This is a genomic window from Planctomycetota bacterium (assembly GCA_033763975.1).
Classification (GTDB): domain Bacteria; phylum Planctomycetota; class Phycisphaerae; order Phycisphaerales; family UBA1924; genus RI-211.
Genome location: JANRJM010000013.1, coordinates 388,846 through 406,730, shown reverse-complemented (window position 1 = coordinate 406,730; position 17,885 = coordinate 388,846). Strand labels below are relative to the sequence as shown.

At 71.6% G+C, this 17,885-nt stretch carries 21 protein-coding genes; 12 read left to right on the top strand and 9 right to left on the bottom strand.

What is annotated here, in order from left to right:
* The first annotated feature begins 154 nt into the window (after window positions 1-154).
* Genes SFY69_09030 through SFY69_09010 form a run of 5 tightly spaced genes read left to right on the top strand, consistent with a single transcriptional unit; the run spans window position 155 to window position 2,291 of the window.
* Window positions 155-565, top strand: coding sequence for a hypothetical protein (locus SFY69_09030; GenBank protein ID MDX2132183.1), 411 nt, complete (start codon window positions 155-157; stop codon window positions 563-565).
* 22 nt (window positions 566-587) lie between these two features.
* A complete protein-coding gene (locus SFY69_09025; GenBank protein ID MDX2132182.1) occupies window positions 588-959 on the top strand; it encodes a hypothetical protein in 372 nt (123 codons plus the stop codon).
* A 55-nt stretch (window positions 960-1,014) separates the two neighbouring features.
* Window positions 1,015-1,563 carry an NADH-quinone oxidoreductase subunit NuoE gene (gene nuoE, locus SFY69_09020; protein MDX2132181.1) on the top strand — a complete coding sequence of 183 codons (549 nt, stop codon included), beginning with the start codon at window positions 1,015-1,017 and terminating at the stop codon, window positions 1,561-1,563.
* Window positions 1,564-1,599: 36 nt separating this feature from the next.
* Complete coding sequence (locus SFY69_09015; protein ID MDX2132180.1) at window positions 1,600-2,034, top strand: hypothetical protein; 435 nt, start codon at window positions 1,600-1,602, stop codon at window positions 2,032-2,034.
* Window positions 2,031-2,291: a hypothetical protein gene (locus tag SFY69_09010; protein MDX2132179.1), complete on the top strand. Its 261-nt coding sequence runs from the start codon at window positions 2,031-2,033 to the stop codon at window positions 2,289-2,291. Before SFY69_09015 ends, SFY69_09010 begins: the two co-directional genes overlap by 4 nt.
* A gap of 6 nt (window positions 2,292-2,297) precedes the next feature.
* Here SFY69_09010 and SFY69_09005 read toward each other — a convergent pair whose 3' ends face one another.
* From SFY69_09005 to SFY69_08985, 5 genes are read right to left on the bottom strand one after another with little or no spacing between them, the layout of a single operon-like run.
* Complete coding sequence (locus SFY69_09005) at window positions 2,298-3,005, bottom strand: hypothetical protein (GenBank protein MDX2132178.1); 708 nt, start codon at window positions 3,003-3,005, stop codon at window positions 2,298-2,300.
* Window positions 3,006-3,025: 20 nt separating this feature from the next.
* Window positions 3,026-3,412, bottom strand: coding sequence for a YbaB/EbfC family nucleoid-associated protein (locus tag SFY69_09000; protein MDX2132177.1), 387 nt, complete (start codon window positions 3,410-3,412; stop codon window positions 3,026-3,028).
* A gap of 23 nt (window positions 3,413-3,435) precedes the next feature.
* On the bottom strand, window positions 3,436-4,191 hold the full coding sequence (locus SFY69_08995; GenBank protein ID MDX2132176.1) for an enoyl-CoA hydratase/isomerase family protein: 756 nt from the start codon (window positions 4,189-4,191) through the stop codon (window positions 3,436-3,438).
* Window positions 4,192-4,211: 20 nt separating this feature from the next.
* Window positions 4,212-4,940 carry an enoyl-CoA hydratase/isomerase family protein gene (locus SFY69_08990; GenBank protein MDX2132175.1) on the bottom strand — a complete coding sequence of 243 codons (729 nt, stop codon included), beginning with the start codon at window positions 4,938-4,940 and terminating at the stop codon, window positions 4,212-4,214.
* Window positions 4,937-5,899, bottom strand: a complete 963-nt coding sequence (locus tag SFY69_08985) for a hydroxymethylglutaryl-CoA lyase (protein ID MDX2132174.1) — start codon at window positions 5,897-5,899, stop codon at window positions 4,937-4,939. Before SFY69_08985 ends, SFY69_08990 begins: the two co-directional genes overlap by 4 nt.
* Before the next feature lie 418 nt (window positions 5,900-6,317).
* Between SFY69_08985 and SFY69_08980 the strand changes: the two genes are divergently transcribed.
* Entirely contained in the window at window positions 6,318-7,247 is a 930-nt protein-coding gene (locus SFY69_08980; protein ID MDX2132173.1) for an ABC transporter ATP-binding protein, read from the top strand.
* Entirely contained in the window at window positions 7,244-8,083 is an 840-nt protein-coding gene (locus SFY69_08975) for an ABC transporter permease subunit (GenBank protein MDX2132172.1), read from the top strand. The genes SFY69_08980 and SFY69_08975 overlap by 4 nt, the downstream gene beginning before the upstream one ends.
* 16 nt (window positions 8,084-8,099) lie before the next feature.
* Here the strand turns inward: SFY69_08975 and SFY69_08970 are convergent, their stop codons facing one another.
* Complete coding sequence (locus SFY69_08970; GenBank protein ID MDX2132171.1) at window positions 8,100-8,636, bottom strand: hypothetical protein; 537 nt, start codon at window positions 8,634-8,636, stop codon at window positions 8,100-8,102.
* Window positions 8,637-8,772: 136 nt separating this feature from the next.
* On the opposite strand from SFY69_08970, the gene SFY69_08965 reads away from it, so the two are divergent.
* A complete protein-coding gene (locus SFY69_08965; GenBank protein MDX2132170.1) occupies window positions 8,773-9,180 on the top strand; it encodes an OsmC family protein in 408 nt (135 codons plus the stop codon).
* A gap of 132 nt (window positions 9,181-9,312) precedes the next feature.
* Here SFY69_08965 and SFY69_08960 read toward each other — a convergent pair whose 3' ends face one another.
* Window positions 9,313-11,079, bottom strand: coding sequence for a glycerophosphodiester phosphodiesterase family protein (locus tag SFY69_08960; protein ID MDX2132169.1), 1,767 nt, complete (start codon window positions 11,077-11,079; stop codon window positions 9,313-9,315).
* 204 nt (window positions 11,080-11,283) lie between these two features.
* Between SFY69_08960 and SFY69_08955 the strand changes: the two genes are divergently transcribed.
* The 4 genes from SFY69_08955 (at window position 11,284) to SFY69_08940 (ending at window position 15,443) form a co-directional block, all read left to right on the top strand.
* Window positions 11,284-12,027, top strand: coding sequence for a hypothetical protein (locus SFY69_08955; GenBank protein MDX2132168.1), 744 nt, complete (start codon window positions 11,284-11,286; stop codon window positions 12,025-12,027).
* Window positions 12,028-12,086: 59 nt separating this feature from the next.
* Window positions 12,087-13,778 (top strand): acyl-CoA carboxylase subunit beta, encoded by a 1,692-nt coding sequence (locus tag SFY69_08950; protein ID MDX2132167.1) that lies wholly within the window; start codon window positions 12,087-12,089, stop codon window positions 13,776-13,778.
* A gap of 12 nt (window positions 13,779-13,790) precedes the next feature.
* The gene (locus SFY69_08945) at window positions 13,791-14,273 is read left to right on the top strand and encodes a DUF6584 family protein (protein MDX2132166.1); all 483 of its coding nucleotides are present in this window, start codon (window positions 13,791-13,793) and stop codon (window positions 14,271-14,273) included.
* Between the two features lie 357 nt (window positions 14,274-14,630).
* Entirely contained in the window at window positions 14,631-15,443 is an 813-nt protein-coding gene (locus SFY69_08940; GenBank protein MDX2132165.1) for a class I SAM-dependent methyltransferase, read from the top strand.
* Here the strand turns inward: SFY69_08940 and SFY69_08935 are convergent, their stop codons facing one another.
* Both SFY69_08935 and SFY69_08930 read right to left on the bottom strand, forming a co-directional pair.
* Window positions 15,444-16,649, bottom strand: a complete 1,206-nt coding sequence (locus SFY69_08935) for a glycosyltransferase family 4 protein (GenBank protein MDX2132164.1) — start codon at window positions 16,647-16,649, stop codon at window positions 15,444-15,446. It abuts the gene before it with no gap.
* A gap of 51 nt (window positions 16,650-16,700) precedes the next feature.
* Window positions 16,701-17,861, bottom strand: a complete 1,161-nt coding sequence (locus tag SFY69_08930; protein MDX2132163.1) for a glycosyltransferase — start codon at window positions 17,859-17,861, stop codon at window positions 16,701-16,703.
* Between the last annotated feature and the right edge of the window lie 24 nt (window positions 17,862-17,885).

The window sequence follows — 17,885 nt, the reverse complement described above, 5'->3', positions numbered from 1 at the left end:
GATTGACTTTTCCGACAACTCTGTCCATAGTGCTGTTAGGACTCGCTTCTCCCGCGATCGCGAGGGACTTCTGCCGAGTCTCGCTCGACTTTGTGCGTCGGGTTTATGGCGGCGATGGCCGCCTGTTGATGGATCTTCATAAGGAGCTTTGGTAATGGCGAAACGTGCGAGCTCGGGTCTGAGCGGTGTGTCGGCTGCGCAGCTGATGAAGGAACTCGAGCGTCGGCGCGGGCGCGCGGCGGACGTGCGTCGCGAGCGCGACCGGCTCATGGCCCGCGTGGAGAAGCTCAACGCGCAGCTCCGCGAACTTGGGGAGTCCACGGGGTCCGGGCGTGGTCGTGGCTCGCAGGGCGCCACGCGGCGCGACAACTCCGGCACGCTGGCGTCGGCGCTCGCCGCGGTGCTGAAGGGCAAGCAGATGGGCGTCACCGAGGTGGCCGACGCCGTCGTCAAGGCCGGCTACAAAACCAACGCCGAGAACTTCCGCACCATCGTCAACGCGTGCCTCCTGAAGCACAAGGACCTGTTCAAGAAGGTCTCGCGCGGGCAGTACACCGCGGCCTGAGCCCGCGGGTACACTCCGCCCCATGGCGGCGAATCCGGCGCGGACGGCGATCTCGGCGGCCCTCCTGCTCGTGCTCGTGGGCGCGACGGGGTATGTGCTCTACACCAAGTACGGGCACGCCGTGCGCGCGGGCGCTGTCACACTGTGCAACACCGGCGACCGTCCGGTGCATGTGGATGTTGGGAGCGGCGAGGTCGTGCTGGCCCCCGGTGCAACCCGGGAGGTGACACTCCGGTCCGGCGCCGTCGTAGAGGCCTGGACGGACGGCCCCCGCGAGGGCGGCACCGCGCGCTGGACCATCGACGAGCCCTCCCGCACGGTGGAGCTGCGCGTGATCGAAGGGCAGATCGAGATCGCCGGGGACGGGCTGCGCCTGCGGAACACCCCGGAGTAGACGCCCCGGGCCGGGGCGTTCCTAGACTCACGCCGACCCCGGAGCGACCTGACGCATGGCGTGGATCACCAAGAACTCGGGCACGGCGCGGATCGAACGTCGCGACGAGGCGTACCTGACGGACGCGATGAAGAACGACCTGCGCACGCGCGTCCTGCCGCGGTACGAGCACGCGCAGGGCGCTCTCCTGCCCGCGCTGCACATGATCCAGCACGAGCACGGGTGGATCCCGCACCAGGCGATGATGGAGGTGGCGGCGTTCCTCTCGCTCGCGCCGTCGCAGGTGATCGACACCGCGAGCTTCTACGAGGAATACTGGCTGCGCCCCCGGGGCACGCACGTCGTGGCGATCTGCCGCTCCATCGCGTGCGAGTTCTGCGGGCACGAGGCGATCACCAACGCGGTGAAAGGCGCGCTGGGCATCGACGTGGGCGAGACGACCGACGACGGGATGTTCACGCTGGTCGAGCTCGAGTGCCTGGGGTCGTGCGACACGGCCCCGGTGGCGCTGATCGACGAGACGCTGCACGAGCGACTGACGCCCCAGCGCGTGGTGGAGTTGATCGAGGCGGCGCGCCGTGGCGGGGCGCACGCCGGGCACTAGCGACGAGCGCACGGGGTGCATTCGCGGGAGCGCACGATGGCGTTGCAGGACACATTCCGGGACCTGCCCGAGTGGGGGCGGCGCCTGAACGACCGGCTTCCGGAGCAGGTGCGCGAGGCGCCGCTGCGGACGAAGGTGGCGGGGGGGCTGGCGCTCGTGGTGCTGCCGGTGGCGTTGTGGCTCATCGTGTCGAACCTGTCGTCCGGGGGTCCGGTGCGGTTCGAACTGACGCCCGAGCAGATCGCGCTGCGCGACGAGATCCACGCCGACCTGGGGGCGCTGGAGGCCATGTCGATCCCGCAGCTCACGACGCTGGTGAAGGAGCGAGAGAAAGCGGCGGAGGCGGCCCAGACCGCGGGCGACGAGGCCGCGGCCGTGCGGGCGTACGACGCGCTCGAGCGGGCGCGAGAGATGCTCATCCACAAGCGGCACGAGGCGAACCCCACCGGGGCGCCGAAGGGGCCGGGATGACCCGCGAGCCGCGCAAGCCCCTGCTGCGCTCCCTGGGCGAGTTCGTCGGCGAGATCTGGAAGGGCGTCAAGGCCGACCCGACGCGCACCGTGACCAAGCGCCGCGTGGAAGAGCGCGAGGCGAGCACGACCTCGGGCAAGAAGGTGATCCTGCGCCGCACGACCATCGAGGAGGTCATCGTGCCCGACGCGCGCCGGCAGGACGCCGCCGGCGCGGACCCGCACGCGGACCGGGGCGACGCCGGGCGGCCGGGCTGACGGCGCTCAGTCGCCGGGCGCGCTCCAGCCGAGGTGATCGAGCAGCGCGAGCGTGGGGGGGATGATGGCATCGCGCTCATCGCGGACGAACGCGGGGACATCGCGCCGGGCGATCCAGCGGAGCTGCGTGTATTCCCACGAGGCGCAGCGCGTGCGGGGGGCGATGTCGCTGAGCGGGCCCATGTCGGCCGCGAGGACGATGTCGTCGCTGCGGGCGTGCTCGTCGCGCACGATGGCGACGGCGCGGGCGTGCTCGATGTCGAGGCCGACTTCTTCGGACGCTTCGTCGGCGAGGTACGACGTGAGGTGCTCGGCGAGCAGTTCCTCGACGCTGGCCGGGGGCACGCCGACGCCGCCTGATGGGCCGATCTCCCACATGCCCGGGTAGGCGCGGGTCGATTCGGCCCGCCGGCCGAGGAGGACGTGGGGCGCGCCGGCGTCGTCGTGCGCGGTGAGGAGCCCGGTGACGGCGAGGAGGCGCACGCCCGTCGCGACGCGGGGCTGCACGACCAGGCGGCGGTACGACTCGCGGCGCACGAGGATCTCGCCGGTGTCGGCGTCGATGGAGACCACCGAGAGAATGGGCCCGTCGAAGAGCGCGGGGTTCGCGGCGCGGTGGCGGTCCCATTCGCGCTGCTCGTCGTCGGCGCGGCTGGGCGCCGTGGGAACATCGCGCGCGATGCGCACGCGCACGGGCGAGGCGAGAGCGAGCACGCGGATGGCGTCGGCCGCGCTCAGGGCGCCTTCCCCCCGAGCATGTCGCCGAGCTGCCCGCCGAGCAGGCCTTCGAGCCCCAGGGCCTTGGCCTCGGCGTCGATCTCGGCGCGCATGCGCTCCTGGGCCTTGCGGATCGCGTCGTTGACGGCGTCGGCGACGAGCGAGGACGCGAGCGCGCGGGTCTTCTCGTCGGCGGCCATCCCCTGCACCAGCGCGGGGCTCAGCTCCACGCGCAGCACGCGCATCGTGCCCGTGACCTCGGCGCGGGCGGCGCCGGCGCCGGCCTCGCCCGTGAGGCGGGCGGCCTCGAGCGTCGCGCGCACGCGCTGCGTCGCTTCGGCGATCTTCTCTTTGTTCTTCATGAGGCCCGAGATGGCCCCGAGCATGCGCACGTTGTCGAACATGTGCTGGTTCCAGAGGGGCCCGGCTACGACGAGGCCGCGAACCGGGCGCGGAGAACTGCCTGGGTTTCGGGGAGGGCCACCACGCGGGCCGAGAGGTCGGCGCCGCGGCGAACCAGGTCGGCGTCGAGCGAACCGTCGAGGTGGTTGAGCAGGTCCTTGGTGGCGCGCACGGCGGCGGGCCCGCCGAGCGCGAGGCGGGCGGCGGTGTCTTTCACGAGCGCGTCGAGCGCGTCGCGGTCGGGGGCGAGCAGGTCGGCCATGCCCAGGGCGTGGGCCTGCGTGCCGGGCATCGTGCCGCCCATCAGCAGGATGCGCCGGGCGCGCCCCGCGCCGACCTTGCGGACGAGCCAGGGCGCCACCACCGCGGGGCAGACGCCAAGATCGACCTCCGGGTATCCCACGACGCTGTCGGCGTGCGTCGCGAGCAGGTCGCACACGCACGCGAGCCCGCACCCGCCGCCGATCGCGGCGCCCTGCACATGCGCCAGCGTCACCAGCGGGAGCGCCCGCAGGCGCAGCGTGACATCGGCCAGCGTGTGCAGCAGGCGCCCGGGCGCCTCGGGGTCGTGCAGCACGGCTTTCAGGTCCATCCCCGCGCAGAACGCCTTGCCCTCGCCCGCGAGCACGAGCACCCGCAGATCAGCGCGGGCGGCGGCCTCGGCCAGGCGAGCGTCGAGCGCGCGGAGCAGGTCGATCGACAGCGCGTTGCGCTGCGCCGGGCGGCGGAGGGTGAGCGTCGCGATCGGACCCTCGAACGACAGTGTGGCGAGTTCGGTCATGGTGGGTGGTCGCGGGGAGGTTACGGCGTCGGGGGTGCGAACGCCGCCGCGAGCAGCGTCTGCTGCTCGGGCGTGCCGACGCACGACAGCGAGGCGTCGAGCGCGCGGGCGTCGGCCGCGCCTTCGAGTTCGTTCAGCCAGCGCTTGGTGTACGCGAGCGCGTGGGGCGGCTTCGCGGCGAGCGCGTGGGCGAGCTCGATGGCGCGGGGCTCGCACGCGGCGCGGGTGTCGACGCACTCCGCCGCGAGCCCGAGGCGGGCGGCCTCGCGCCCGTCGATGAGCGCGGGGTCCAGGAGCCTCGCCCGAGCCGCCCCGCGCCCGATGCCCGCTCCCAGGTGCGGCGCGGAGACGGCGGGCGAGATGCCCAGGCGCACCGCCGGGTACCCGATGCGCGCGCCCGGCTCGGTGACGACGACGTCGCACGCGCACAGCAGCGCGCACCCGCCGGCGATCGCCGCCCCGTGCGCGCTCGCGACGACCGGGCAGGGCATGTCGCGCAGGGCGCGGCAGGCGGCGTCGAGGGTGCGCAGGAGCGCCTCGAGTTCGCCCGCGTCGTCGCGCGCGAGCGCAAGGTCGAACCCCGCGCAGAACACATCGCCCACGCCCGAGAGCACGATCGCGCCCGCCGAGGTCGAGGTCGCCAGATGCCCGCCGAGCGCGCGGAGCATCGCGGGCGTCAGGGCGTTGCGCTTCGAAGGGCGGTCGAGGCGCAGGATCGCGACGCGCCCGTCGCGGGTGACGTCGATCATGGCGGGGTCTCCGTGCGCGCTCGCGCGACGAGATCGCGCGCGACCGCCGCCGCGTGCGCGAGGGCCGCGTCGCCCACGTCCGTCGAGAACCCGCGCTCACGCAGCGTGCGCACGAGCACCTGCGTGTCGATGTTGCCCGGTGCGCGGCGATGGGGCGTGCTGGCGTACGGGCAGCCCCCCAGCCCGGCGACCGACCCGTCGAAGGAGCGCACGCCCCGATCGAGCGCGGCCCGCACGCACGCGGCGGCCTGCCCGAACGTGTCGTGCAGGTGCAGCGTGCAGTACCCCGCGCCGGCGGGCGCGCCGTGCGGCGCGAGCGCGTCCGCCGGCACGAAGTCGCCCCACGCGGGACGGACGGCGTCGAGCACTTCGGCGATGGTCTGCGGCGTGCCGGCCCCGATGGTGTCGCCCAGGTCGATCTCGTCGACCCCCAGCGCACGCAGGCGCGCCACGACGCGCGCCACCGCGTCGGGCGCGATCGGCCCCTCGAACGGGCACGCCACCACGCAGGAGACGTAGCCTCGCACGCGCACGCCGGCGGCGTGGGCGCGCGTGATCACCGGCGCGAATCGGTCCAGCGTCTCGGCGATCGACGCGTTGGTGTTCCGCCGGCTGAAGGTCTCGCTGGCGGCGGTGAAGACCGCGACCTTGCCGATGAGCGCGCGCCCGCAGCGCGCGTTCACGGCCAGCGCGGCGTCGAGCCCGCGCTCGTTGGGCACCAGCGCCGAGAACACGCAGCGGTGGGGCGGGTCGGCGGCGAGCAGGCCGAAGACCTCCTCGGCGTCGCCGAGCTGGGGCACCCACCGGGCGCTGACGAAACTGGAAACCTCGACCTCGTCGACCCCAGAGGCGACCACGGCCCGAACGAGCGAGGCTTTGTCGGTCGCGGGGATGACGCCGGGCTCGTTCTGCAGCCCGTCCCGGGGAGAAACATCGGTGATCCGCACGCGATCGGACATGAGGTGCGGGAGGGTACCCCGGCCGCAACGGCATGCGGGAGGGGGGGCGTGTTCGGTGTGGGTACGGACAACACGGGATATTGCCGCGGCCTGGAGGGGTTATGCGGATTTTTTCGCCTACGAGGTTGCCGACGGCGCGCGGGGTGTCACGTTCCACAGGGAAGGCCCGGATGCGTGGGGCCCGAAGCCGTTCGACGGGAGCCGGACCAATGAAGATCGTCAATCGCTTTCAGATGCTCATGAGCGTGATCCTGATGATCCCCGCGATGGCCGCGGAAGCCCTGACCACGGGCGACTCGCTGACGCGCGAGGACGGGCTCGAGTTCTGACCGGCGGCCACCGGCGCCGGGGACGGCCCCCAGCGCGGAATCGCGCTGCGCGCGGGTAGTGGTGTGGGCGTTCCTACGCTGCGCCCGCCATGAGTGCAGTCATTGAAATCAGCAACCTGACGCGTCGCTACGGGCGTCGGCGCGGCGTGGACGACGTGACGCTGTCCATCGGCGCGGGGACGCTGTACGGGTTTCTCGGGCCCAACGGCGCGGGAAAGACCACCACCATCCGCGTGCTGCTGGGGTTCCTGCGCGCGTCGTCCGGGCGCGCGACGGTGCTGGGGCTCGACTGCTGGCGCGATTCGGCGCGCGTGAAGCGCGAGGTGGGGGCGATTCCCGGCGACCTGCGCCTGTGGCCTTATCTGAACGGGCACTCGGCGCTCGCGCTGTTCGGCAGCGTGCGCGGGAAGGACCTGCGCGCGGCGGGCCTGGCGCTGGCGGACGAACTGGAACTGGACCTGCGCGTGCCGGTGCGGAAGATGTCGCGCGGCATGCGCCAGAAGCTGGGCCTGATCCTGGCGCTGGCCCACGACCCGCAGGTATTGATCCTGGACGAACCGACCACCGCGCTGGACCCGCTGATGCAGGACCGCCTGCGCGAGATCCTCCGCCGCAAGGCCCGGGCGGGGCGCACGGTGTTCTTCAGCAGCCACACGCTGAGCGAGGTGGAGGACCTGTGCGAGCGGGTGGCGATCGTGCGCCAGGGGCGGATCGTGGCCGACAGCACGCTGGAGGAACTGCGCCGGCAGGCGAGCCACGAGGTGCAGGTGCACTGGCGTGAGCGGGCGCCCGAGACGGTGCCGGAGTTCCTGACGCTGGATGTGCGGACGGCGCGCGAGTGGCGTGGGCGGCTGCGGGGCGAGATCGGGGTGCTGCTGGCGTACCTGGGCGCTCACCCGGGGGTGGAGGACGTGCGGATCGCGCGCCCGGACCTCGAGGACATCTTCCGCCGGTACTACGAGGACGAGGCGGGCGTCGCGGGTGCGGCGGCGCCGGACGTGGCGGAGGCGCGCTCATGAACATCGGGCCGTTCAACGTGGGGCTGGTGCGTCGGGCGCTGCGCGAGGTCTTCTGGTCGACGGTGGTGCTGGCGCTGATCTCGGGGGCGATCTCGGGGCTGCTGGCGTACGCGTTGCCGCGGGTGCAGGCGCGGTTCATGAGCCGCGGCCGGATCCCGCCGGGGGTGCGCCAGTTCCGCGACGCTATGTTCGGCTTCGACTCGACGAGTTCGTCGGTGTCGGACATCGCGTTCTCGCTGGCGTGGAGCCACCCGATCGTGATCGCGCTGCTGGCGGCTCACGCGATCATCGTGTGCACGCGGGTGCTGGCGGGGGAGGTGGAGCGCGGGACGGTGGACGTGCTGCTCGCGCTGCCCGTGTCGCGGATGCGCCTCTTCGCGAGCGAGACGCTGGCGTGGTCGATGAGCGGCGCGGTCCTGCTCGGGGCGGTGTACGCGGGCAGTTGGACGGGCGCGCGGTTCATCGAGGAGCAGTACCGCCCGGACTTCGGGCGGCTCTTCATGGTGCTGTGCAACCTCGCGCTGGTCTACGGCGTGATCGGCATGGTCGCGATGTTCGGCGCGATCGTGAGCGACCGGCGCGTCCGCGCGGTGCTCGCGACCATCATCCTCACCGTGTTCTCGGTGCTCATCAACTTCCTGTACACCCTCGATCCCTCGCTCGAGTTCACCAAGCACCTGCGATTCCTGAGCGTGCTCGACTACTACCGACCGATCCGGATGCTCATGGAGGCGGCGTGGCCCTGGCGCGACATGGGCATCCTCGCGGGCACGATCGGCGTGCTGTGGGTCGGGGCGCTCGTCGTGCTGTCGCGGCGTGACATCACCACGACGTAGCGCGGGGCGCGGGCCGTCAGGGTGCGGGCCGGTCGTCCTCGTCGTCCTCGTCGAGTGCTTCCAGCCCGGCGTCGAGCGGCTCGGGCGGCGGGTCGTTCTCGCCCCGCAGCAGGCCTTCGACGTGCTCGCCCAGCCCGCTCAGGTACTCGCAGATCGCGTCGTCCTCGGACGCGTCGAAGCGCTTCGCCACCGAGTCGGCGATCGCCAGCACCAGGTTGGTGTCGCCCCGGTCGGCGACCAGCGCGAGGTACGCGTCCTCGCCCTGCGTCACCAGGCGCCAATCAAGGTGGGCCACCTCGCGCAGGTACTCGCCCACGCCCGTGGCGACCGCCCAGACCAGTTCGTTCGCGTCGGGGCGCGCGTCCTCGGGCTGCGCACGCCACCACCGCAGCAGGCGGTCGGCGACCTGCGGGGTGTCGATGTCGGGCTCGTCCTCGCGCGGCTCCGCGTCCGCGGCCTGCGCCATCTCCATGAACGAGACCAGGTGCTGCATGAGGAACAGGCGCTCACCGGCTTCGAGCGGCGAGAACGTCGTCGAGGGCTCTTCGCTCATCCGGTGGCTCCCGTGATACCACGTGCGCATGCGGTGCGGCCCGGGCCGCGCCTCCCACCGGAGCATACCGGCGGTCGCCCGCCACGTTTCGGACGCCCGGCGGGGTGAGGGCGGACGTGCGCGATACCCTGCCCGCATGGTGACCATCGACGTGCGGTACTCGGGCGGGAAGAAGTGCGACCTCACGCACCCGCAGGGCGCGACGCTGCGGACCGACGCGCCGCGCGACATCGGGGGCGACGCGAGCGCGTTCAGCCCCACGGATCTCGTCGCCGCCGGGCTGGCGAGCTGCATCCTCACCACGATCGCGATGTGGGCGGAGCGGCACGGGATCGACATCACCGGCGCCACGGCCCGGGTGGAGAAGGGCATGAGCACGCCCCCGGCGCCACGGCGCATCGCGAGGCTGCCGGTGGTGGTGACGCTGCCCGCGAGCCTGCCGCCCGACATGCGCGAGCGCGCGGAGAAGATCGGGCACGCCTGCCCGGTGCACGCGAGCCTGCACCCGGATGTCGACGCCCCGATCGAGTACCGGTACGAGTGACGCGGGGCAGGCGAGCTCTCTGGACGAGCCCGATCAACAAGCCCGACGCGCGAGCGAGGGTTCGGTGGATATGAGAAGTGAGGGAAAGCAACCCTCGCCTGCGCTTCGGGCTCGTACGGCGCGTCGGGCCCGTTATGGGCAGGGCGCGCCGGCGACGACCTGCTCGAGCGCGGCGATGTCGTCCTGGTCGGCGTTGCCGTCGCGGTTGAAGTCCGGGTCGGCGTCGCTGCACGAGGCGTCGCCCGCGATGACCTGGGCGAGGCAGGCGATGTCGTCCTGGTCGACGTTGCCGTCGCGGGTGTAGTCGGGGTCGGCGGCGCAGCACGCGGGGCGCGACTGCATGAGCGAGTAGGCGAAGGCGGGGAAGTCGGTCTCGAAGTAGTCGACGCCCGCGGCGATGGCGCCGAGGATCTGCGCGGGCGAGTCGAGCGTGTAGGCCGAGACGAACAGGCCGTGGGCGTGCGCGAGGGCGATCTGCGTCGGGTTGATGGCGCTGCTGCCCCAGCCGTAGTCGAAGCCGACGACGCCCCGGTCGCGCAGCGCGATCATGGCGGCGGGGGTGGTGGGCACCTGGTCGCACACGATGCGGGCGCCGGGGATGGTCTGGAAGAACTCGGTGATGTTCGCGTCGTTGTACGCCCAGAGCCAGATGTCGCTCGCGGGAACGCCGGCCTGCTGCAACGCCGCGTTGATCGCCGGCCCGGCGCCCGAGACCTTGACGTCCAGGTACAGGCGCCCGCCCTTCTGCTTGGCGAGCAGCAGCGCCTGCACGAGCGTGGGCACGGGCTCGGCGTCGTACGCACGGCTGAACCACTCGCCGGCGTCGGCCTGCGCGAGCTGGGCGGCGGTGCGGGCGTTGGCGTTGCCGGTCTGGTCGGTCGTGCGGTCGAGGGTTGTGTCGTGCATGAGCACGACCTGCCCGTCGGCCGAGAGGCGCACGTCGATCTCGATGGCGTCGACGCAGAGGTCCAGGGCCTGATCAACGCTGGCGAGGGTGTTCTCGGGGGCGTGCCCGGAGTTGCCGCGGTGCGCGATCACGCCGGTGCTCGCGGCGGTGCCGGGTGTCGCGACGGGCGGCGCTCCGGGCGTGCCGAGCCCGGCGGCGGTGGGGCGGCCCAGCGCGGCGATCTGCGTCTCGGACAGGCGTTCGTCCACGTACATGAAACTGGAGACGTAGGTCACGCCGGTCTGCGTGTTGTCGTCGCCGAAGAGTATGAAGCCCTGGTCGGCGCCGGTGTTGGCGTACAGGGCGTGTCGCGAGCCGATGCCCCCGCCCGTGCCGCCGAGCGCGCCGACGAAGGCGCCGTCGATGTAGAAGTAGAACAACCCCTCGCCGAAGCCGGCCCCGGCGACGACCGCCACGCGGTGCCAGGTGTCGGGCTGGAGCTGGCCGCAGAACACCGAGCCCAGGCCGATGGCGCCCGCGGCGTTGATGAACGCGTCGCCGTCGTTGGCATTCGTGAGGTTGGTGTTGTAGAGCGAGCGGGGCGCGGCGAAGGACGAGGCGGGGATGAGCAGGTCGAAGAGCAGCGTGTAGTTCGAGACCCAGCCGTCGGCGATGTGGGCGCCGTTCGCGGGCGTGTTGTGGTCGACGAGCAGGCCCTGCGAGGCGGTGTAGGCCGGCACGCGCATCACGCCGGAATCACCCCCCGGGAGCAGCGGGATGCCGAAGGCGGTGCAGGTGCCGAACTGCGTGACGTTGATCGAGGTGCCCCGGTACGAGATCGTGCCCGGCCCGAACGTCGGCATGAGTCGGTTGCCCGGGTTGTCGAAGTTCCAGAGCGTGGGAGACTGCGCGAGCGCCGGCGCGCCGACGCCCAGGGCGGCGGCGATCGCCAGTACGCGAGACCCGGAACGGACGCGCAGGGACGGGAAGTTGGGACAAGCCGGCGTGTGCATGCGTGCATTGTGCCCGTGCGATGGGCCGATACGGGCGAACGCCGCGCAAAGTTTGTGTAAGCGCCCGTGTTCGGTGTGTGGTGGGCATGCGGAACGGGCGGGGCACACGCACGGAACGGGCGAAATCGGATTTCTCGGGCCCGCGGCGTGCTCGGCCTGGGGGGTGCATCGCAGGCGCTGCCGGCGCGGGCCGATGGAACAGGCATGAGCGGCGCGACGTGCCCGACCTGCCGGGTTTGCATCGACGTGTCGGACGTGAACATCGCCGAGGGCGTCGGGCTCTGCCGCGGGTGCGGGAAGGTGTTCCGCCTCAGCCGCCTGGTGGAGGCGTCGGAGGGCGAGTCGCTGCGCGAGGCGGCGGTGGGCGAGCCGCCGGAGGGGTGCTGGGCGACCGACGACGGGGTCGAGATCGTGGTGGGGGCGTCGACGCGCTCGGTCGGCGGGGCGATCGGCACGCTGGCGGTGAGCCTGTTCTGGAACGGGATCGTGTCGGTGTTCGTGCTGCTCGCGATCTCGGGGACGATCAAGGCCGCGGGCTTTACCCCGCCCGGCTGGTTCCCCGCGCCGATGATGAACGGGAGCGGGATGGGCCTGGGGATGACCATCTTCCTGTGGATCTTCCTGACGCCGTTCATCGTGATCGGGCTGGCGATGCTCGGGGCGTTCGTGATGTCCCTGGGTGGGCGCGTGGAGGTGCGCGTCCGCGACGCGGCGGGCGAGCTGTTCACGGGCATCGGCCCCGTGGGGTGGACGCGCCGGTTCCACGCGGCCGGCGTCACGCGCGTCGCGGTCGAGCACCGGCGCTGGAAGGACAGCGACGGCGACGCCCGCAGCAAGCAGGAGATCGTCGTCGAGGCCGACCGCACCCTCCGGTTCGGGTCGTACCTCCCCGACGAGCGACGGACGTTCGTCGCCGGCAAACTGGCCGACGTGCTGGTGGCGGCGTGAGGGGCCGCGCGGCCCGCCCGCTCGTGGGGTTCGAGGGTTCGTCGCTACCCTAGCGGCCTATGAGCACGTCCCCCGCTGCGGCCAACTCCCTGCGCGACCAGACCGAGGCACTTCTCCGCACCGAAGCGAAGATCCGCGAGGGCGGCGGGGCGAAGGCCATCGAACGCCAGCACGAGAAACGCCGCCTCACCGCGCGCGAGCGGATCGCGTTGCTCGTGGACAGACCCCACGCGGAGCGTGGGGGTACCCAGTTCCAGGAACTCGGGCTCTGGGCCGCCCACGAGATGTACAAGGAGCACGGCGGGGCGCCCGCGGCCGGCGTTGTGACCGGCATCGGCACCGTGCAGGGGCGCCGGTGCATGATCATCGCGAACGACGCGACGGTGAAGGCCGGGGCGTTCTTTCCCATGACGTGCAAGAAGATCATCCGGGCGCAGACCATCGCGATGATGGCGCGCCTGCCGCTGATCTACCTGGTGGACAGCGCGGGCGTCTTCCTGCCGCTGCAGGAGGACGTGTTCCCCGACACGGACGACTTCGGGCGGATCTTCCGCAACAACGCGGTCATCAGCGCGATGGGAATCCCGCAGATCGCGGCCATCATGGGCTACTGCGTCGCGGGGGGCGGGTACCTGCCCGTGCTGTGCGACACGCTGCTGATGACCGAAGGGAGCGGGCTGTACCTCGCCGGGCCGGCGCTGGTGAAGGCCGCGATCGGGCAGGAAGTGACCGACGAGGAACTCGGCGGCGCGACGATGCACGCGAGCATCAGCGGGACGATCGACTTCAAGGAGAAGGACGACGAGGCGTGCATCGAGCGGCTGCGGAGCCTGATGGCGAAGTACTCGATGCCTCGGTGCCTTGCCGCCGCGATGCCTTCTCCGCCATCGAGCGCCGTAACGATTGACGACGTGTTCACCGATAAGCCCGGCGCGCAGTACGACATCAAGGAAGTCATCGCATGCCTCGTGGATGCACAGCCGCCCGGCTCGGAGAGCCGGACTACCCAAGGCGACTTCGACGAATACAAGGCCGACTACGGCCAGTCGATCGTCTGCGGCTATGCCTCGATCGGCGGGCACGCGTGCGGCATCGTCGCGAATCAGAAGAAACTGGTGCAGCGGGCGGTGGCGGGCGGAAAGGCGGGCCCATCCAAGGCCGTGCAGATGCCCGGCGTGATCTACGACGACAGCGCGGACAAGAGCGCCCGGTTCATCATGGACTGCAACCAGCGGAAGATCCCGATCGTGTTCCTGCATGACACGACGGGGTTCATGGTCGGGCGCGACAGCGAGCAGGGGGGCATCATCCGCGCGGGCGCGAAGATGGTGAACGCGATGGCCAACTGCGTGGTGCCGAAGATCGTCGTGATCCTGGGGGGCTCGTACGGCGCGGGCAACTACGCGATGTGCGGGCGCGCGTTCGATCAGTTCCTGTCGTTCGCGTGGCCCAGCGCCAAGTGCGCGGTGATGGGCGCGAACCAGGCGACGGGCGTGCTGGTGCAGATCGAGGAAGCAAGCCGCAAACGCAAGGGCGAGACGATCGACGAGGCGGCGCACGAGAAGATCTACGGCGCGATCCACGCGTCGTACACCGAGCAGGCGGCGATCACCCACGGCGCGGCACGCGGGTGGGTCGACCGGATGATCGAGCCCCACAAGACGCGCGAGGAACTCATCGCGGCGTTGGACGCCGCGAATCAGGCGTGGGATTACGGTCAGCCGTTCAGGACGGGAGTGTTGCAGGTGTGAGGGAGGTGCGCGATGCGCCGGCTCATCGAGCGAGTTGAGCGGGATGTCGTCGCTGGGGATCTGGGCAGTGCGCGACGCAGGCTCATGTCGCGCGTGCGCGAAGCGGGGTACTCGGCGGAGCTGTGCGAGCGGATCGCACGGCTGTCTTGCGACATGCGGGACACACGAGAGGCCGGGCGGTGGTTCTTTCTCACGGCTTGCGATGATCCGCAGGCGTCGGCGGCGATCGCGGTGTTCGTGCAATCGTGCGCGGGTGTTCGTGAGCGAGTCCTGGGGCAGTTGCCACGCTGCTTCGCGACGCGCAAGCCATCAGGATTGCCCGAATGTGCGCAGCGTCGTCTGGCCGAGCTGACGCCCGAGCCGGGCGCGAAGCAGACGAGCGCGCGCCGGCAAAGTGGCACGGGCCTCGGAATCGGCTGCATGATACTCATGGCGCTTGTGCTCCTCGCCGCGGCGTACGGCGTGCGGTCCATTCTTCGGGACGTGCTCACGTAAGACCTGCACTCGCTGTCGCAGCAGGCCCGTCTCTGGAAGCAGCGCTCGCGTCGCGGCCCGACCGCCTGCCGCCCGTGCGGGTACGAACTCGCCGGCATTCCGTCTGTGCAGTGCCCGGAATGCGGGCGGGGGGCCTGAGCGACTTCACACCCGGGCGCACGAGATGGTCGCATGCACACGCCGCACAGTGCGCCGAGCGAGCGCGAAGGCAGCGCTACGAACGGGGCCAGAGTTTCCCCGGAACCCGAGATCTGCGGGCGTGCGGGGCAACGTTCATCCTGCGGCGGACGGAAATCCGACGTAAAGTGACCGCTTACTTTCCGAAGAAGAGTACAGGGCGGGACGACTGGAGACTGTGTGACGCACGCGACGCTGGGAAGCCGGACCGGACAACTCGCATCAGGCGCGCCCGGCGGCGGGGTGCTGCACATCTCGCGCCGCATGGCGCGGGAAGTTCGCCTGCCGTGGAAGGCGCTGCTGCGGAGCAAGGCGCGGGAGTTGTCGGTGCGGGCGCGGGGCGGGCGGATCCAGGGGCAGGGGATGATCGGGGCCGATCCCCGCGCGGTGCTCGACGGGTTTTCGCGGCTGCGCGACGAGGAGTTTCACGCGTACAACCTGCCGCAGGTGTGGGTGGAGTCGCGGCAGATCCCGCGGGCGATCTCGGGGCGCGTGCCGCGGTTCGGGGCGCGCCTGCTGGATCTGGGCTGCGGGCCGGGCACGTCGACGGAGATTCTGTGCCGCTTCGGGAACCCGTCGTGGGAGATCATCGGGTTCGAGGCGGTGTCGCGCTACGTGGAGGTGGCGCGGGCGCGGGGCGCGGCGGGGTCGTTCCGCAGCGCGCGTGGCGAGGTGATGCGTCCGTGGTTCGAGTGCCAGGACATCAGCCGCCCGCTGGTGGTGCGCGGGGAGCGCGTGGCGGACGGCAGCGCGGACTTTGCGATCTCGGGCGGGGTGGTGGGGCTGTACCTGCGTCCTGCGCAGGTCGAGTCGCTGGTGCACGAACTGGCGCGGGTGGTGCGGGCGGGGGGCTTCATCGCGCTGGACAGCGGGCCGGCGATCTCGGCGCGGGTGCTGCGGACGTTGGCGGAAGAGGCCGGGTTCACGTACGTGCGGCGATGCCGCAGCGTCTGGCTGGAGCCTCGACCGAAACTGGTGTTCCGCCGGGCGTGATCAGGCGAGCGGGTGCCGGGCGGCGGCGTAGCGGATCGCGGCCTCCATGCCGTCGACCATCTTGGGGATCGAGTAGTCGTTGGTGACGGTGTCGAGGGCGCCTTCGCTGAGGCGCCGTCGCAGCGCCGCGTCGCCCAGGAGCAGCGACAAGGTCTCGACGAGGCTGTCGGGCTCGGCGTGCCGGAAGAGCAGCCCGTTCACGTTGTCGCGGAAGGCCTCGATCTCCGGGTTCTGGCTCTGCAGGCGGTCGCCAGTGACGACGGGCAGGCTGTAGCTGAGCGCGTGGATGAGGCTGAGGCCGACATTGGCGGGGTAGCAGAAGACATCGGCGGAGAGGAACCAGGGGGCGACGTTCTCTTCGCCGAAGACGGCCCCGGCGAAGCGGACCGCGTCGTCGGCGCCGATGTCCTTGGCGAGGGCCCGCAGGCGGGGCGCGTCCGGGCCATCGCCGACGATGACGACCTTTGCGCCGGGAAATCTCGACGCGAGCGCGGGGGCGGCCCGGACGAGCACGTCGGTCTGGTTCTCGGCGAACAGGCGCGAGACGAAGAGCACCACGGGCCCGGCGCCCAGCCCGTGCTCGAAGCGGAAGCGCGCCAGGCGCGCGGGGTCGCGACGCCAGACGTCGGCGGCGGCCTGCACGGGCGAGAGGTCGATGGTGTTCAGCGCGACGAAGACCCTCTCCGGGCGGATGAGGTTCGTGTCGATCAGGTCCTGCGCCGCCGTGTAGTTGTAGAACAGCACCGAATCCGTCACGCCCGGCAGAAGCGTGCGAAGGCGCCGGCGGATGCGTGTCTCGGCCTTGGAGTACCCGTGACCCCACAGCACGACGCCCAAGTCGTTCCATCGCGCGCGGGCCAGCCCGGGCACGAGCGAGGCGTAGCGGGTGCTCCACGACAGCACGACGACGTCCGCGCACTCGCGCCGGCAGTGCGAGAACTGGGCCGCGTGGTACCGCACGAGCGTTCCCGCGACGCGCATGTCGTGCAGTTTCACGAACTCGGCGCGGAACCCCTCGGGCGCCACGTTCGTGATGCCCTTTTCGTCGCCGTAGAGCACCAGCAGGTCGAGGCCCCGGCGTGACGCGAGCTCGCGGAACACCGGCACGCGGTAGTGGCTGAGGCAGGGCTGCTGGATGACGACGCGGATGGTGCCGGTCGTCGGCGCGGGCAGCGGGGGGTTCGGGGTGGGTATGGCGGTCGTCACACGGTTCTCCCCCGCGACGGGGGCACATGGTAGAAGGCGCGGGGGGCGGCCTCAGCGGGGGCGACGGGCTCGCGCGTACGCCTCGACGCTCTGGGCGGCGATCCGGGGCCAGGTGTACTTCGATTCGACCATCGCCCGTCCGGCGGCGCCCATGCTCGCGCGCAGCGGACGATCGCGCAGCAGCATCACCATCGCGCGGGCGACGTGCTCGGGCTCGCGCGGCACGCAGAACCCGGCGCCCTCGTCGGCAACCTCCTGGAAATGGCACTGCTCGCTGATCACCGGCGGGCACGACGACGCCAGCGCTTCCACGATCGCCACGCTGAACGCCTCGTGCTTGCTCGGCAGCACGAAGCACGACGCGTCGACCATCGCCGCGAACTTGTCCTTGGCGTAGAGCGGCCCGGTCAGGTGGACCCGCTCGGCGATCCCCAGCGACTTCGCCTGCGCCTCGAGCGGCTCCTTCGCGCCCCAGTCCGGGCCGACGACCACCAGGCGCGCGTCCGGGCAGTCCTGCAGCACGCGCGCGAACGCCTCCGCCAGGATGTCGAGCCCCTTCACCGGGTGCAGGCGGCTCAGGAAGAGGGCGTAGGGCTCGCCCCGCAGTTCGGGGCGGGCCGCGTGGAAGCTGCCCGGCGCTGGCAGCGGGTCGATCTCTTCGAGGAACACCCCGTTGGGGATGGTCTCGATCGGCGCCCGCACGCCCAGCGCTCGGATGCTCGTCGCCTCGTACGCGCTCAGCGCGTGGATCATGCCGGCGCGCTCCACCATCCGCCGGTAGGCCAGCGCGAGGAAGACCTTCTTCTTGAGCGCCTTCTCCGAGAGCGCCCAGGGGTCGAGCATGCCGTGCGGCGCCAGGGCATAGGGCACGCCCGCGCGGCGCGCCTCCATCGACGCGCCCAGGCAGATCGGCTCCCACAGCGAGTGGATGTGCAGGATGTCGAACGACGGGAGCATCGAGCGCAGCACGCCCATCCCGGCGCGCGGGAGCACGCGCTCCAGACGCCCGCCCCGCGGCAGGCGCGCGTTCGTCAGGTTCCCGCCCGCGCGGGCCATGTCGACGGGCGATTCCGCGTCGCCGGGCGCGGTCTCGTACGAGCACAACGTCACCTGGTGCCCCAGCCCGGCCTGTGCGGCGGCGAGGCGCGTGACCACCATCGGAGGTCCGCCGGCCTTTGCCGAGAGCGAGCTGGTGAGCTGCAGGATCTTCATGCGGGTGTGGGCGCCCGAGCACCC

Excerpts from the sequence above, each read along its gene's own strand:
- SFY69_09030 (MDX2132183.1), top strand. The coding sequence starts at position 155 with ATGGCGAAACGTGCGAGCTCGGGTCTGAGCGGTGTGTCGGCTGCGCAG.
- SFY69_09025 (MDX2132182.1), top strand. The coding sequence starts at position 588 with ATGGCGGCGAATCCGGCGCGGACGGCGATCTCGGCGGCCCTCCTGCTC.
- nuoE (MDX2132181.1), top strand. The coding sequence starts at position 1,015 with ATGGCGTGGATCACCAAGAACTCGGGCACGGCGCGGATCGAACGTCGC.
- SFY69_09015 (MDX2132180.1), top strand. The coding sequence starts at position 1,600 with ATGGCGTTGCAGGACACATTCCGGGACCTGCCCGAGTGGGGGCGGCGC.
- SFY69_09010 (MDX2132179.1), top strand. The coding sequence starts at position 2,031 with ATGACCCGCGAGCCGCGCAAGCCCCTGCTGCGCTCCCTGGGCGAGTTC.
- SFY69_09000 (MDX2132177.1), bottom strand. The coding sequence starts at position 3,412 with ATGTTCGACAACGTGCGCATGCTCGGGGCCATCTCGGGCCTCATGAAG.
- SFY69_08995 (MDX2132176.1), bottom strand. The coding sequence starts at position 4,191 with ATGACCGAACTCGCCACACTGTCGTTCGAGGGTCCGATCGCGACGCTC.
- SFY69_08990 (MDX2132175.1), bottom strand. The coding sequence starts at position 4,940 with ATGATCGACGTCACCCGCGACGGGCGCGTCGCGATCCTGCGCCTCGAC.
- SFY69_08985 (MDX2132174.1), bottom strand. The coding sequence starts at position 5,899 with ATGTCCGATCGCGTGCGGATCACCGATGTTTCTCCCCGGGACGGGCTG.
- SFY69_08980 (MDX2132173.1), top strand. The coding sequence starts at position 6,318 with ATGAGTGCAGTCATTGAAATCAGCAACCTGACGCGTCGCTACGGGCGT.
- SFY69_08975 (MDX2132172.1), top strand. The coding sequence starts at position 7,244 with ATGAACATCGGGCCGTTCAACGTGGGGCTGGTGCGTCGGGCGCTGCGC.
- SFY69_08970 (MDX2132171.1), bottom strand. The coding sequence starts at position 8,636 with ATGAGCGAAGAGCCCTCGACGACGTTCTCGCCGCTCGAAGCCGGTGAG.
- SFY69_08965 (MDX2132170.1), top strand. The coding sequence starts at position 8,773 with ATGGTGACCATCGACGTGCGGTACTCGGGCGGGAAGAAGTGCGACCTC.
- SFY69_08960 (MDX2132169.1), bottom strand. The coding sequence starts at position 11,079 with ATGCACACGCCGGCTTGTCCCAACTTCCCGTCCCTGCGCGTCCGTTCC.
- SFY69_08955 (MDX2132168.1), top strand. The coding sequence starts at position 11,284 with ATGAGCGGCGCGACGTGCCCGACCTGCCGGGTTTGCATCGACGTGTCG.
- SFY69_08950 (MDX2132167.1), top strand. The coding sequence starts at position 12,087 with ATGAGCACGTCCCCCGCTGCGGCCAACTCCCTGCGCGACCAGACCGAG.
- SFY69_08945 (MDX2132166.1), top strand. The coding sequence starts at position 13,791 with ATGCGCCGGCTCATCGAGCGAGTTGAGCGGGATGTCGTCGCTGGGGAT.
- SFY69_08930 (MDX2132163.1), bottom strand. The coding sequence starts at position 17,861 with ATGAAGATCCTGCAGCTCACCAGCTCGCTCTCGGCAAAGGCCGGCGGA.